This window comes from Pedobacter nototheniae (genome assembly GCF_032678625.1).
Classification (GTDB): Bacteria; Bacteroidota; Bacteroidia; order Sphingobacteriales; family Sphingobacteriaceae; genus Pedobacter; species Pedobacter nototheniae_A.
On record NZ_JAVTSO010000001.1, the window covers coordinates 726,713 to 740,090 of the forward strand.

General features: G+C 36.7%; 15 protein-coding genes. 9 read left to right on the forward strand and 6 right to left on the reverse strand.

Annotation, left to right across the window (positions count from 1 at the left end; genetic code table 11):
• Positions 1-39: 39 nt before the first annotated feature.
• The 3 genes from fabD to R2Q77_RS03290 form a co-directional block, all read right to left on the reverse strand.
• Positions 40-921, reverse strand: coding sequence for an ACP S-malonyltransferase (fabD, locus tag R2Q77_RS03280; RefSeq protein ID WP_316802275.1), 882 nt, complete (start codon positions 919-921; stop codon positions 40-42).
• Between the two features lie 85 nt (positions 922-1,006).
• Positions 1,007-1,639: a GTP cyclohydrolase I FolE gene (gene folE, locus R2Q77_RS03285; RefSeq protein ID WP_316802276.1), complete on the reverse strand. Its 633-nt coding sequence runs from the start codon at positions 1,637-1,639 to the stop codon at positions 1,007-1,009.
• Positions 1,640-1,646: 7 nt separating this feature from the next.
• Positions 1,647-2,057, reverse strand: coding sequence for a 6-pyruvoyl trahydropterin synthase family protein (locus tag R2Q77_RS03290; RefSeq protein WP_316802277.1), 411 nt, complete (start codon positions 2,055-2,057; stop codon positions 1,647-1,649).
• A 154-nt stretch (positions 2,058-2,211) separates the two neighbouring features.
• Between R2Q77_RS03290 and mqnB the strand changes: the two genes are divergently transcribed.
• Positions 2,212-2,835, forward strand: a complete 624-nt coding sequence (gene mqnB / locus R2Q77_RS03295; RefSeq protein ID WP_316802278.1) for a futalosine hydrolase — start codon at positions 2,212-2,214, stop codon at positions 2,833-2,835.
• Positions 2,836-2,875: 40 nt separating this feature from the next.
• The gene (locus R2Q77_RS03300) at positions 2,876-3,709 is read left to right on the forward strand and encodes a 1,4-dihydroxy-6-naphthoate synthase (protein ID WP_316802279.1); all 834 of its coding nucleotides are present in this window, start codon (positions 2,876-2,878) and stop codon (positions 3,707-3,709) included.
• 35 nt (positions 3,710-3,744) lie between these two features.
• On the opposite strand, the gene R2Q77_RS03305 is transcribed toward R2Q77_RS03300, so the two are convergent.
• The 3 genes from R2Q77_RS03305 to R2Q77_RS03315 all read right to left on the reverse strand — a co-directional run bounded on the left by R2Q77_RS03305 (position 3,745) and on the right by R2Q77_RS03315 (position 7,006).
• Entirely contained in the window at positions 3,745-4,440 is a 696-nt protein-coding gene (locus R2Q77_RS03305; RefSeq protein WP_316802746.1) for a response regulator transcription factor, read from the reverse strand.
• A gap of 149 nt (positions 4,441-4,589) precedes the next feature.
• The gene (locus R2Q77_RS03310; RefSeq protein WP_316802280.1) at positions 4,590-6,431 is read right to left on the reverse strand and encodes a HAMP domain-containing sensor histidine kinase; all 1,842 of its coding nucleotides are present in this window, start codon (positions 6,429-6,431) and stop codon (positions 4,590-4,592) included.
• Between the two features lie 206 nt (positions 6,432-6,637).
• Positions 6,638-7,006, reverse strand: coding sequence for a DUF3127 domain-containing protein (locus R2Q77_RS03315; RefSeq protein WP_316802281.1), 369 nt, complete (start codon positions 7,004-7,006; stop codon positions 6,638-6,640).
• A 71-nt stretch (positions 7,007-7,077) separates the two neighbouring features.
• Here R2Q77_RS03315 and R2Q77_RS03320 point away from each other — a divergent pair, with 71 nt between their 5' ends.
• The 7 genes from R2Q77_RS03320 (at position 7,078) to R2Q77_RS03350 (ending at position 13,256) form a co-directional block, all read left to right on the forward strand.
• On the forward strand, positions 7,078-8,256 hold the full coding sequence (locus R2Q77_RS03320; protein WP_316802747.1) for a class I SAM-dependent RNA methyltransferase: 1,179 nt from the start codon (positions 7,078-7,080) through the stop codon (positions 8,254-8,256).
• A 69-nt stretch (positions 8,257-8,325) separates the two neighbouring features.
• Entirely contained in the window at positions 8,326-8,808 is a 483-nt protein-coding gene (locus R2Q77_RS03325) for a hypothetical protein (RefSeq protein ID WP_316802282.1), read from the forward strand.
• Positions 8,809-9,036: 228 nt separating this feature from the next.
• A complete protein-coding gene (locus tag R2Q77_RS03330; RefSeq protein WP_316802283.1) occupies positions 9,037-9,315 on the forward strand; it encodes a helix-turn-helix domain-containing protein in 279 nt (92 codons plus the stop codon).
• 86 nt (positions 9,316-9,401) lie between these two features.
• Positions 9,402-10,046, forward strand: a complete 645-nt coding sequence (locus R2Q77_RS03335; protein ID WP_316802284.1) for an HD domain-containing protein — start codon at positions 9,402-9,404, stop codon at positions 10,044-10,046.
• 87 nt (positions 10,047-10,133) lie between these two features.
• Entirely contained in the window at positions 10,134-11,390 is a 1,257-nt protein-coding gene (locus tag R2Q77_RS03340; RefSeq protein WP_316802285.1) for a putative DNA modification/repair radical SAM protein, read from the forward strand.
• A gap of 42 nt (positions 11,391-11,432) precedes the next feature.
• A complete protein-coding gene (locus R2Q77_RS03345) occupies positions 11,433-12,197 on the forward strand; it encodes a TIGR03915 family putative DNA repair protein (RefSeq protein ID WP_316802286.1) in 765 nt (254 codons plus the stop codon).
• A 33-nt stretch (positions 12,198-12,230) separates the two neighbouring features.
• Complete coding sequence (locus R2Q77_RS03350) at positions 12,231-13,256, forward strand: sensor histidine kinase (protein ID WP_316802287.1); 1,026 nt, start codon at positions 12,231-12,233, stop codon at positions 13,254-13,256.
• Positions 13,257-13,378: the final 122 nt, after the last annotated feature.

A 13,378-nucleotide genomic window follows, 5' to 3' on the forward strand; every position in this document is an offset into this window, starting at 1 on the left:
GTTACTTTAAAACACCCTTTATATAATGGGAATGCTTTGTTAAGCTATTGTTGCGCTACTGGTTTGAACTTCGCGATTTACTTTTTTTACCAACCCTTGTAATACATTGCCAGGGCCAACCTCTACAAATGCTGTAGCTCCATCAGCAATCATGTTTTCTGATGTTTGAGTCCACCTTACCGCACCGGTTAATTGCTTAATTAAGTTTTCCTTTATCTGAGCAGGGTCGGTATATGGCTTGGCGTCAACATTTTGATATATAGGGCAAAGCGGCGTATTAATAGTTGTACTTTCAATTGCGGCCTGCAATTCTATTTTTGCCGGTTCCATTAAAGGGGAATGGAAAGCACCGCCAACATTTAATTTTAATGCTCTTTTTGCACCGGCTTCGGTTAATTTAGCACAAGCTAAATCAATGCCTTCAATACTTCCGGAAATAACCAGCTGCCCAGGGCAGTTATAGTTTGCCGGAACAACAACCGCATCAATTTCCGAACAGATTTTTTCTACTACATCATCTGCTAAACCTAAAATAGCAGCCATGGTTGATGGTTGTGCTTCGCAGGCTTTTTGCATAGCATTGGCACGCGCAATAACCAATCGTAACCCATCTTCAAATGTTAAAGCATTAGCCGCTACCAAGGCAGAAAATTCGCCCAAAGAGTGCCCGGCAACCATATCCGGTTTAAAATCTTCGCCTAAAACTTTAGCCAAAATAACCGAATGCAAAAAAATTGCAGGTTGTGTTACATTGGTTTGTTTAAGCTCATCATCAGTACCGCCAAACATAATATCGCTAATGCGGAAACCAATTATTTCGTTTGCTTTTTCAAAAAGTTCTGCTGCTTTTGGGTTTTCATAAAGATCCTTACCCATGCCAACAAACTGTGCTCCCTGTCCGGGAAAAATATATGCTTTCATATGTCTTAACCCCAAAAGGGGAAACTAAATTTTATCTAAACTTTTACTGTTATAATCTGCCCGTTAAATCATTTAAGGGGCAAATTTAATCTAAACTGGCTGTAATTAACCTTAAAAATTCTGCCCTTGTTTTATCGTTGCTTAAAAAGCTTCCGGTAAAAGCAGAAGTGGTGGTTACCGAGTTTTGTTTTTGTACACCACGCATGGCCATGCATAAGTGTTTACATTCCATTACAACTGCAACGCCCTGAGGGTTTAGTGTATTTTGGATGCAATCTCTGATTTCGTTGGTTAAACGCTCCTGCACTTGTAACCGACGTGCAAAGGCATCAACCACGCGCGGAATTTTGCTTAAACCTACAATATGTCCGTTAGGAATGTAGGCAATATGGGCTTTACCAAAAAATGGCAGCATGTGATGTTCACACATCGAATACACCTCAATATCCTTAACCACAACCATTTGGCTGTAATCTTCTTCAAACATTGCAGATTTTAAAATCTCATCCGGTTTTAAATCATACCCATGCGTTAAATACTGAAGCGCTTTAGCAACACGTTCAGGTGTTTTTAATAAACCTTCTCTTTCAGGATTTTCGCCAAGCTGACCCAAAATATCTTTATAATGTGTAGCAACTGCAGAAATTTTTAAATCATTGTAACGGTCTATTTTCATATAGCCCATTGATTCTTCTTGTAATATGTCTTTATCTTCCATTTATGGATTAGCCAAAATATTCAACGTAGTTATTTTCGGTTTCGTAAATTTTAACCGAGTGTAAAATTGCTCCGCTCTCTGCTATGGGAGCTAAAAGTTGTTCCCATATTGCAATGGCGAGGTTTTCAGTCGATGCAAGTTTATCCTTCATAAAATCTACATCAAGGTTTAAATTTTTATGATCAACCTTATCTACTACATAGATATTCATCACATCTTTAAGCCATTTCAAATCTACAAGGAAACCTGTTTCAGGATTTATCTCTCCTTTAACGGTTACGTATAACCAATAATTATGACCATGCCAGTTAGGATTAGCACACTTGCCATAAACCTCATTATTTTTGTCTTCATCCCAATCTGGTCTCGCCAGTTTATGGGCTGCATTAAATGATGCTTTTCTCGTTATATAAATCATTATAAAAAAATAAAATACAAATATACGGATTAAGGACGAACGCAGAAGGGGCTAAATGTAAGATGGAAATAGAATGATAGAAAATAACAGGCTACATTATTTTAAGCATAGATTGTGATTAGCCAATTAAACATGCATTGGTTACCTTTACCCTATGAAAACATTAGTTGTAGCTGCAACAAAGGCCGAGCTTACTTTTATTTACCAGCAGTTTAACTTGCCGGAAGAGGATTTTGTAGAAACTAAAGATTTTGACTTATTAATAACCGGCGTTGGCATGGTGGCTACCGCTTTTGCACTGGGCAAACATTTAAGCAGTAAATACAAGCTGGTTATAAATTTAGGCATTGCCGGGTGTTTCGATCGTAGCATTGAACTTGGGAGCCTTTTAAATATTACCACCGATACTTTTGCAGAACTGGGCGCAGAAAACGGCAATGATTTTCTATCCATTGATGATTTAGGCTTTGGCGAAAGTACTTACAACAACAGAAGCACTTTAAAAATAGATTTGCCTACAGCCTTGGCTATAACTGTAAACCGGGTTAGTGGTCATGAAAAAAGTATTGCCAATCTGATTAAAAGACTAAACCCTACTACCGAAGGAATGGAAGGTGCTGCTGTTTTTTTTGCGTGTAAACGTGAAAATATCGATTGTATTCAAATCCGCAGCATTTCCAACTATGTTGAACCCCGAAATAAAGACAACTGGAAAATTGGGCTCGCCATTAAAAACCTGAATCAATGGGCAATTTCTTTTCTTACAGAAATGAACTGATTATGACGAAGTAATCTATTACAGTCGTTAATTTTGACTTATGAAACTTACACTTGGTTTTTCGCCCTGCCCTAATGATACTTTTATTTTCGATGCACTTATCCACCATAAAATTGACACGGAAGGCTTAGAATTTGAAGTCTCTTTTGATGATGTTGAAACCCTTAATCAAAAAGCATTAAAGGGCCAGCTGGATATAACTAAATTAAGTTTTCATGCTTTTGCGTACGTAGCAAACCAATATGCATTGCTGGATGCAGGAAGTGCCCTTGGCTTTGGTGTTGGACCGCTTTTAATTAGTAAAAATAAGTTTTCAGAAGAAGATCTTTTAAATCCCGATCTAAAAGTCGGAATCCCCGGCAAGTATACAACAGCCAATTTTTTATTAGGTATTGCTTACCCCCATTTACAGAATAAGCAGGAAATGGTTTTCTCTGATATAGAAGCTGCTTTACTGGAAGGCAAAATTGATTTAGGCTTAATTATTCACGAAAACAGATTCACTTACCAGGATAAAGGCTTAAATAAAATTGTTGATTTAGGCGATTACTGGGAGAAATTAACCGGTTGTGCTATCCCGCTTGGGGGCATTGTAATTAACCGCAATTTAGAGAGGGATGTTCAGTTAAAAGTAAATAGGTTAATCCGTTTATCAGTTGAATATGCTTTTGCACATCCAAAATCCTGCATTGATTTTATTAAACAACATGCACAGGCTATGGACGAAGCGGTGATGTACAAACACATTGAATTATATGTAAATAAATACAGTATTAACTTAGGCGATGAAGGCCGGAAAGCAGTTGATACTTTGTTTACATTAGCCCAGGGCAAAAATTTGATTCCTGCGGTAGAATCAAATCTTTATATATAAAGTCATTCTGAATCATTCAGAATGACCATAAAACTTTAGTTTACAAGCAATTTGTAGCCTTTTCCGTGAACATTAATAATTTCTACGGAAGGATCTTCTCTAAGATATTTACGTAGCTTACTTAAAAACACATCCATACTACGGCCGTTAAAGTAATTGTCATCATGCCAAATACTCAATAAGGCTTCCTCGCGCGTTAAAACCGTGTTTTTCTTCAAACAAAGTAACCGTAAAAGCTCGGCTTCCTTTGTCGATAACTTTTGTTGCTGATCATCTGAGGTTATAATCTGCGTGGTATAATCGAAATTATATTTCCCTACCGAAAACTGCGTTTCAACAGCTTCATTAGTTGTACCTGCCTTATTGGCAACCCTCTTAAACATGGCATTTATACGCAACAGCAATTCTTCTATACGGAAGGGCTTGGTAATGTAATCATCACCGCCTAAATCATAAGCGGCAGATTTATCTTCAAGCATGGTTTTGGCCGTTGCAAAAATAATAGGTACCTGCGCATTGGTTTTTCTAATGTCTTTCCCTAATGTAAATCCATCTTTTTTTGGCATCATCACGTCAAGAATGCAAAGATCAAAAGTTTGTTTGGTAAATGCTTTTAAACCCTCTTCACCATCAGTGCATAAAACCACATCAAATTTTCCTTTCAATTGCAGGTAGTCCTGCAACAATAAACCTAAATTAGGATCGTCCTCTACCAGAAGTATTTTTTTCATTTTCTTTAGTTTATTCTCGTAAGCCATGCGGCCTACACTTAAAGTTTGATTCTGATTATGCATAACGGTTTAATTTACTATAGTATAAAAATTACGTCTGCAAAACCTTAATGTATCGATAAAGCAAGCTTTTGTACCGATGGTTAATGCTATTTTATGTAAGGTAAAGATATTTCGAACGTAGTTCCCCTATCTTTTTCGCTACTTACTTTTATATTGCCGTTTAATCGCTTAATAATATCCTGAACATAATTTAAACCCAAACCAAAGCCCTTTACATCATGCAGGTTTCCTGTTGGTACCCGGTAAAACTGATCAAAAATTCTTTTTGATTGTTCCTTAGTCATCCCGATACCTTTGTCTGAAATTTCTATCACTAAGAGTTTACCACTGTTTTTGGTGCTAATGTTTATTTCAGGGGTATCTGCGCTATATTTATTGGCATTATCAATCAGGTTATAGATTACGCTGGATAAATGCATTTCATCCCCAAAAACAAGCGCCTGAGTGGCCTCTAAATTTAGATTAATAATTGCATTTCTTTTTTGAAGCTGCAAACTCATGCTATCTAAAACAATAGCAATCAAATCGTTCATATCAACTTCAGTATTTTCCAGTTCAAGCTCATTTTTCTCTAATCTGGCAATACTTAAAACCCGCTCAATATGATTTCCTAAACGTACGTTTTCATCATAAATAATCCCTGCAAGGCGTTTTATTCTCGATTTATCTTCTGTAACCTCAGGGTCTTTTAAGGCCTCGCTTGCAATCATTATGGTTGCCACAGGCGTTTTAAACTCATGGGTCATGTTATTGATAAAGTCTGTCTTCATTTCAGATATTTTCTTCTGTTTCAGAATGGCATAAAGCGTATAAGAAAAGATAAAAACTAAAATTAGCAGTAGGCCCACTGATGAGGCTAAGGTTGCACTTAAATTGGATATAATGGCCGAGTTTTTATCCGGAAAACTTAGCATCAACAATCCAGGATCACGGAATAAATCGCTCCCAAATAATGGAATTTTATAGGTATTTTTTGGTAAAAAAGCATTAGCCGGATTAGATGCCTGCAAATATAAAACAGAATCTTTCTGAGCCAGCTTAACCTGCATATCATACTTTTGATCTATGTTATGGTTAAGCAACTCTTGTTTCAAAATTGCGTTAAGATCTGCAAATTTAATACGCTTATAAATCGGCACATTTCTTTCCTGCATTTCCTTAGATACATCTTCAACAATACTGGAACGGGAGTAAGAAAAAGTATCTTTTCCAAGGGCCGCAATTTTAATCTCCAGTGTCTTTTTGGCAATATCATCTTCGCGTTTGAATTTCTTCTCCAAATCATCAGAGATTTTTGGCAGGCCCACCAATAATGGATTTCCAGTCATAGGATCTGCAACAAGGTATCGAATGGTATCTGGTAAATTTTGAGGTGTTCTAAAATTAAAGGTCTTGGTGTCTCCCGAACCGATTAATTTAGTCCGCATGCTGTAACCCTTCAAGTTAAGGCTATTCAAATCAACAACAGCATCCATATTCACCTCTAAGTGCGTGCCTGTTACGGATGATTTCTGTGTTGATAAAGTTTTAAAGTCATTTTCAGATATAAACTTTGGTCCGCGGTAAGAAACCCTGATTAAACTATCCTGCTGATTCAGGTAATTTTCAATTTGATTTTCCCGCTCAGCTTGCTTCAATTCAGATTCCTGCACAAACTTCTGCCTTAAATCTTTAATATCTAAAGTTCTTTGTCTCGAATCCTGAAGCTGCCTTAACCTGTTTTCTGCATCCTTTCTATTGAGGTGATCAGCAACATTTAAGCGCTCCACTTTTTTCACCACATCACTTAATGTTTGATTAACCTGTTCGTCAAATAGCTGTGATTTTAGGCTATACGCTTCCCTGATGTAATACAGTTGCATCACGAAAACACCAAGCAGTGCAACGGTCATTAAAACAGTAATAAACCAAAAACTTTTTTTCTTCATTAAATCGGATGATCTTGCAGCGTTAAACTATCAGACCTCAAAAATACTCAATACCCTGTTTAACTATAGGTTTTTAACATATTTTAACAAGCACTATCCTACTGTAAATGAAGCACTAACCAGATGTTAAAAAAAATCAACAACAAAAAATGCCGGAATAAATTCCGGCATCGTTCAAAATTGTTTGCTTAAAAAAGATTCTTTATTTAGAAAGGTAAATCATCATCTTCACCTGGCGCATTGCTCACATCAACCGGAGCAGCATATTCTGGAGTACCTGCTGCAGCAGCACCTGCCGCAATTGCATTGATTCTCCAAATAACCAGACTGTTAAAATAAGATGTTTTTCCTGCTTTATCTGTCCATGGACGACCACGTAAATTAAAGAAAACCTCAACCTCATCGCCCGCTTTAAAGCTATCTAATAATGCAGTTTTATCTTGCAATGCCTCAAAACGAATATATTCCGGATATGTTGGGTTTTCTGCGTATTCTACTATTAAATCACGTTTTTTAAACGTTTCACTTACTTGCTGCGTGGCACCTACTTCGTGTACTTTTCCTTTAATTTCCATAACTAATACTACTTAATGTACTATAAACATCAAATCTCAATAATTTTATTGATAACTTCGCATATATTATGATGCAAGTTTTCCACAATAAAAGCAAGGTAATTATTACCTGCAACAAGCGACTTTCTCCTTACTTACAAGATGAAGTTACCGCCTTGGGTTACACCATAGAAAGAGCCTTTGCTACGGGCGTTGAGCTTAACATAACCCTTACTGAGTGTATTAAACTCAATTTAAACCTGCGTTGTGCAAGTCAGATTTTGTATGCAATAAAAAGTTTTAAAGCCATTACGCCTGATGATTTATATAAAGAAGTTTCTGAAATTGAATGGGAAGAATTAATTGATTTTTCGGGCTATTTCTCTGTAACTTCAAATGTGGATAATCCAAATATTACCACACCTCTTTTTGCCAACTTGAAAGTAAAGGATGCCATTGTTGACCGGATAAAAGAAAAAAAAGGTATCCGTCCTAATTCAGGTTCGGATGCAAATAAAACCGTTGTGCATTTATATTGGAAAGATGCAGATGCTGACATGTTTTTAGATACTTCAGGTGAAACACTGGCCAAACATGGCTACCGTAAAATCCCTGGCAAAGCCCCAATGCTTGAAGCACTTGCATCAGGTGTAATATATGCAACCCAATGGGACAAAAAATCGCCGTTTATAAATCCAATGTGCGGTTCAGGAACATTAGCCATTGAAGCAGCTTTAATTGCGACAAACAGGGCACCTGGCTTATACCGAATGAATTATGGCTTTATGCACATCCTCGGCTACAATGAAGAGGAGTTTTTTGCCGAGCGAAGAATTTTGAAAGATCAGGTAATTAAAAACATCGATTTAAAAATTATAGCTTCCGATCTTTCGGAAGATGCTGTAGAAGTTACCCGCAGAAATGCTAAAACGGCTGGGGTAGATACTTTAATTGATTTTGAAGTGTGCGATTTTGAGTTAACACCAGTACCAGAAGGTGGAAAAGGAGTTGTGGTTTTCAACCCAGAATATGGTGAGCGCCTTGGGGTACACAGCAAGCTCGAATTAACGTATAAACGCATGGGCGATTATATGAAAAAAGAATGCAAAGGTTATTCAGGATATATTTTTACTGGAAATCCTGATTTAGCCAAAAAAATAGGCCTAAAAGCCTCAAAAAAGGTAGAATTCTACAATGGAAAGCTGGATTGCCGCTTACTTGAATATGAATTATATGACGGAAGCAGGCGAACTATACAGGCAGAAGTATAAGTTTTTCCATAAAAATTAATATATTACGCTCTTCTGCGCTCCCATAACGCAGCTTCAAATTGAAAAAGTATGGATTTTGATGACATGAACCACATGCCCGAATGGGAACAACTTAGCAGCTTAGGTGAAGAGGACTGCTTACCGCAACAGGAAACTGAAAAAAGCAGGCTAAAAGCACTCCGGGCTAAAGCTTTATACAACCAGGCAAGGGCAGTTTACAAATATGCTGCCCTGTTCTGCGAAACATTAAAAGGCGAAATGGCTGATTTAACAGCGAACCTCATTATGCAAAATGTGCTGATCATTTGCCCTAAAATTGTTGGTGCAGAGGGTGCTGATATTTACGTCTTACGCATGGAAAATGCATCCATAATAAGATCCAATTGCCGCGAACTCGAAATTCAGGTTCAAGCCGCAGACATGCTCCAGATTTGTGCCCCTGAGTATAAAAATATCGTACTTAATGAACTCGAAAAATTTCGTCTTATCTTTATTGAGTGGGTAAAACACTTCGAAAAAGATGAATATAAAGACGAATGGGGCCTTTATTAACCTTCTAATACCACCGCTTTATCGCTCAAAAAAATGAACGCCTTTCAATCAACAGATTCCCTATAATTTAACTTCTTACTGAAATAATCTAAAGCTTTTTAGCTTAAATGTATTTGCCGCTCCCTTCCTTTTCTTCAGCTTTTTTGGTAAAAAAATCAACCCAGAAAAATCTATTACAGAAGTAACCTCGTTTATATCATTAATATAAATTAAAATTACACCTATTTTATGGAAGATTTATTGGCTTTGAAGACGAAGAATGTGGCTGCGAATATTAGAAAAATCAGAGAATATAGAGATTACACCCAGGATTATTTAGCTGCAAAGTTAAAAATATCTCAAAATGCCTACAGTAAAATTGAGTTGGGTTACAGCAAACTAACGGTAGAACGTTTGTTTCAGATTACTGAAATTTTAGATGTAGAAATTTTACATGTATTAACCTTCCAGTCTAACGAAATTATTAAATTAATTGACGCAGATCAGGAGCCGGCAACCATTTCCTGACCGCCATTTTAATAATTCCCTTTAAAATTCATTCGTTTTATTTCACTGCATATAATTTAATACCTTTGATTTTTTAATTTCAGGTTATGCAGGATACAATAAAAAGCACCATTTCTTTTGTAAAAAAAACACTCGAAAACGCAGAAGCAGGACACGATTGGTTTCATATAGAACGTGTTTATAAAACGGCTTTAAATATTAATCAAAAAGAAAATGGTGAAGAAGCTGTTGTTGCTTTTGCAGCACTGCTGCACGACATTGCTGATCCAAAATTTAATAATGGAAATGAAGAATTAGGGCCTCAAATGGCTGAAAATTTCTTAAGATCTTTAAACGTTAAGGAAGAAATCATTACGCATGTAAAACTGATTATCCAGAACATGTCGTTCAAAAATAGCTTTGATAAAACTGGTTTTACGTCTAAAGAAATGCAAATTGTACAGGATGCAGATCGCCTGGATGCCATTGGCGCTATTGGCATTGCCAGAGCCTTTACTTATGGGGGTTTTAAAAACAGGGTTTTATACGATCCAGCCATTAAACCTGAACAACATTTATCAAAAGAGAGCTATAAAAATACGATAGCGCCCACTATAAATCATTTTTACGAAAAACTACTTCTACTTAAAGATATGATGAATACGGAAGCTGGAAAGATCATCGCTGAAGAAAGACATCTTTTCATGTTGCAGTATCTCGAACAATTCTATAAAGAATGGGAAGGGAATTAGTTCACACTACTTATAAGAGTATAATTAAGTATAAATACTAATTATATTAGCTTTTTATTTGCTATTTTTGTTAGCAAATAAAAAGCTATGTTTGACCGAATCCGTGAAAAATTAAATATTCTCGCCGATGCTGCAAAATATGATGTTTCCTGCTCCTCCAGTGGCGGCACGCGTAAAAATGATAACAAAGGCTTAGGCGACAGTCATTCTTCAGGCATCTGCCACACGTATACTGAAGATGGGCGATGTGTTTCCTTGCTTAAAATTCTCTTAACCAACCACTGTATTTTCGATTGTGCTTTCTGCGTATCCAGAAAAAGCAATGATGTAAAACGTGCTGCATTTACAGTAGATGAGGTAGTAGAACTGACCATGAATTTTTATCGCCGCAATTACATCGAAGGTTTATTTCTGAGTTCAGGTATATTTAAAAATGCTGATTTTACAATGGAACGGTTGTTATTAGTGGTTAAGAAACTGAGATTAGAGCAGCGCTACAATGGATATATACATTTAAAAACCATTCCCGGCGCCAGTGATGAGCTTATAAAAGAAGCGGGGTTATATGCCGATAGGATGAGTATTAATTTAGAAATGCCCACCGAAGCCGGATTAAAACTTTTAGCTCCCGAAAAAAGCCATGCCGATGTAATTAAACCATTAAGTTTTGTTCAGGAAAATATTGTTCAGTTTGCCGCAGATAAAAAACTCATTAAACACATTCCAAAATTTGTTCCTGCCGGGCAAAGCACCCAGATGGTTATCGGTGCAACACCAGAAAGCGATAAAGATGTAATGTATATGGCAAATGCTTTTTACAAAAACTTTTCTTTAAAAAGGGTTTACTACTCGGGCTATGTACCGATAAGTAACGATACCCGAATGCCTGTTTTGGGCACTCAACCTCCACTTTTAAGAGAAAACAGGCTTTATCAAACCGATTGGTTAATGCGTTTTTATGGTTTTAAAGTTCAGGAAATTTTAAACGATGCCAACCCAAACCTCGATGTGGATATTGACCCGAAATTAAGCTGGGCCATTCGAAATATGCAACATTTTCCAGTTGATGTTAACAAGGCCGATTATGCCATGATTCTCCGCATTCCCGGAGTTGGGGTTATGTCTGCCAAAAAAATTGTTCAGGCCAGAAAATTCGGAAAACTCAGGATTGACCAGCTGAAAAAAATTGGGGTCTCTTATAACCGGGCGAAGTATTTCATCACCTGTGCCGACAGTCCATATCAATTAAAAGATTATCAGGGTACCCAAATTAAAGCCTTTATTTTAGCCGAAAGCCAAAGCAAATACTTAAAAACAGACAACAATCAATTGATTTTATTTTAATCCTATGCTCTTGTACAGCAGCAGGGTTGCAAAAACTAAATAATGACTTACATTTTCGACGGCTCAATGCCAGGGCTTTTAACTGCAGTTTTTGAGTGGTTTGAACGCAAACCGGGAAAAATTGTACTTAAATCTATTGATATTTTTCAGCCGGAGGCTTTTGCTGAATGTTTTACGGTAATAACCGATCATCAAAAGGCAGACCGGGTTTGGGCAGGGCTTCAAAAGAAACTAAAAAAGGAATGGTTGTGTAAATTTTATTGTGCTTACTTATCAGAAATTCAGGAAGCTTATAACCATCTTTTTCAATTTTCAGTGTATATTTTTAAAAACGAAACTGGTGCTGAAACCAATTATGGAAATGAGCACGTAATAGCACTTTCAAAATATGCAAAAAGTGTAGAACGTGAAAAACATCGTATGGAGGCTTTTATACGGTTTCAAAAAACAGGCGACGGAATGTTTTATGCTGCTATTGATCCCGATTTTAATGTTTTGCCTTTAATTTCCAATCATTTTAAAAACCGCTACGCCGATCAGCAGTGGATTATTTACGATTTAAAGCGAAAGTTTGGTCTTTACTATGATTTAAAGGGTGTTGAAGAGATCACAATGAGTTTTACAGATCAATTGAATAAGAAAAAGCCAAACACCGTTTTGATGGATGAAAAAGAGGAACTTTATTCTCTTTTATGGAAAGATTATTTTAAAAGTGCAAACATTGTCGCACGTAAAAACACTAAACTCCATCTACAGCACGTACCTAAACGCTATTGGAAATATTTGACCGAAAAGCAACTAACTTAACATTGCCTTAATATAAAAAACTTAAATTGCAGCATGAAATTAAGTGTGCTGGTTTTATTTACGGCTCTTGCAGTTGGTCTGTCAATCGGGCTGGTTAATTACCACTTTCAGGGAAGTTGGTACTATCTGCTTATTTCTTTTGGCATTTCCTTTATAACCAGTTTTATTGTTTTTTATTACCTGATTGAGAAATATATTTACACTAAAATTAAACTCATTTACAAGTTAATTCACAACCTTAAATTAGGCAAAGACTTAAAAGAAGCCTTAGGCGAATATGTAAGTTCTGACCCCATTAACGATGTAGAAAATGAGGTTAAGGAATGGGCCGGCGCAAAGAAAAAAGAAATCGACTTGCTTAAAAAACAAGAACAGTTTAGACGAGAGTTCCTTTCTAACGTTTCCCATGAGTTTAAAACCCCGCTTTTTGCCATCCAGGGCTATATCGAAACTTTACAGGATTGCGTTGTTGACGATCCTGAACAAGCTGTTATTTTCCTTAAAAAAGCTGGAAACAATGTAGAAAGGTTAAGCTATTTAATTAATGACCTGGATGTAATTTCCAAACTGGAAACCGGAGAATCTCCAATACATTACCAAAAATTTGATTTTGTGCACCTGGCCAAGGAAGTGATGGACTACCTGGAAGACCGGGCACATTCAAAAAACATAAAACTTTTTTTTAAGGATAAATATACGGCCCCAACCATGGTAACTGCCGACCGGGAAAAAATCAGGCAGGTGCTCATCAACTTAATTGTAAATAGCGTTAAGTATGGCATTGAAAATGGCGAAACCGCGATTAAAATTTTCGAATTGCACGATCAGTTTTTAATTGAAGTGACTGATAATGGAATGGGCATTGAAGAAAAACACTTACCACGTTTATTTGAACGTTTTTATCGTATAGATACCCACAGGGCAAGGGAAGTTGGCGGAACGGGTTTAGGATTGGCAATTGTTAAGCATATTTTAGAAGCGCACCAGCAAACCATTTCTGTACGCAGTACGCCTGGAATAGGTACCACATTTGCCTTTACCTTGCAAAAAGGCAGCTAAAGCTGACAAATAAAATTCTGACACGGGCAGCAATTAACCTTGGTTAAGCTCCTGTTATATCCCAAAACAACGACTGCAGTTAGTTCTAAAGCATCACCATACCTATAAAACACTTTAAGTTA

Bases quoted from the DNA above. Each gene is read 5' to 3' on its own strand.
- R2Q77_RS03320 (WP_316802747.1), top strand. From the start codon at position 7,078: ATGCAAGTTTTCCACAATAAAAGCAAGGTAATTATTACCTGCAACAAG.
- R2Q77_RS03340 (WP_316802285.1), top strand. From the start codon at position 10,134: ATGTTTGACCGAATCCGTGAAAAATTAAATATTCTCGCCGATGCTGCA.
- R2Q77_RS03330 (WP_316802283.1), top strand. From the start codon at position 9,037: ATGGAAGATTTATTGGCTTTGAAGACGAAGAATGTGGCTGCGAATATT.
- R2Q77_RS03305 (WP_316802746.1), bottom strand. From the start codon at position 4,440: ATGAAAAAAATACTTCTGGTAGAGGACGATCCTAATTTAGGTTTATTG.
- mqnB (WP_316802278.1), top strand. From the start codon at position 2,212: ATGAAAACATTAGTTGTAGCTGCAACAAAGGCCGAGCTTACTTTTATT.
- R2Q77_RS03350 (WP_316802287.1), top strand. From the start codon at position 12,231: ATGAAATTAAGTGTGCTGGTTTTATTTACGGCTCTTGCAGTTGGTCTG.
- fabD (WP_316802275.1), bottom strand. From the start codon at position 921: ATGAAAGCATATATTTTTCCCGGACAGGGAGCACAGTTTGTTGGCATG.
- R2Q77_RS03345 (WP_316802286.1), top strand. From the start codon at position 11,433: ATGACTTACATTTTCGACGGCTCAATGCCAGGGCTTTTAACTGCAGTT.
- R2Q77_RS03335 (WP_316802284.1), top strand. From the start codon at position 9,402: ATGCAGGATACAATAAAAAGCACCATTTCTTTTGTAAAAAAAACACTC.
- R2Q77_RS03300 (WP_316802279.1), top strand. From the start codon at position 2,876: ATGAAACTTACACTTGGTTTTTCGCCCTGCCCTAATGATACTTTTATT.
- R2Q77_RS03325 (WP_316802282.1), top strand. From the start codon at position 8,326: ATGGATTTTGATGACATGAACCACATGCCCGAATGGGAACAACTTAGC.
- R2Q77_RS03290 (WP_316802277.1), bottom strand. From the start codon at position 2,057: ATGATTTATATAACGAGAAAAGCATCATTTAATGCAGCCCATAAACTG.
- R2Q77_RS03315 (WP_316802281.1), bottom strand. From the start codon at position 7,006: ATGGAAATTAAAGGAAAAGTACACGAAGTAGGTGCCACGCAGCAAGTA.
- R2Q77_RS03310 (WP_316802280.1), bottom strand. From the start codon at position 6,431: ATGAAGAAAAAAAGTTTTTGGTTTATTACTGTTTTAATGACCGTTGCA.
- folE (WP_316802276.1), bottom strand. From the start codon at position 1,639: ATGGAAGATAAAGACATATTACAAGAAGAATCAATGGGCTATATGAAA.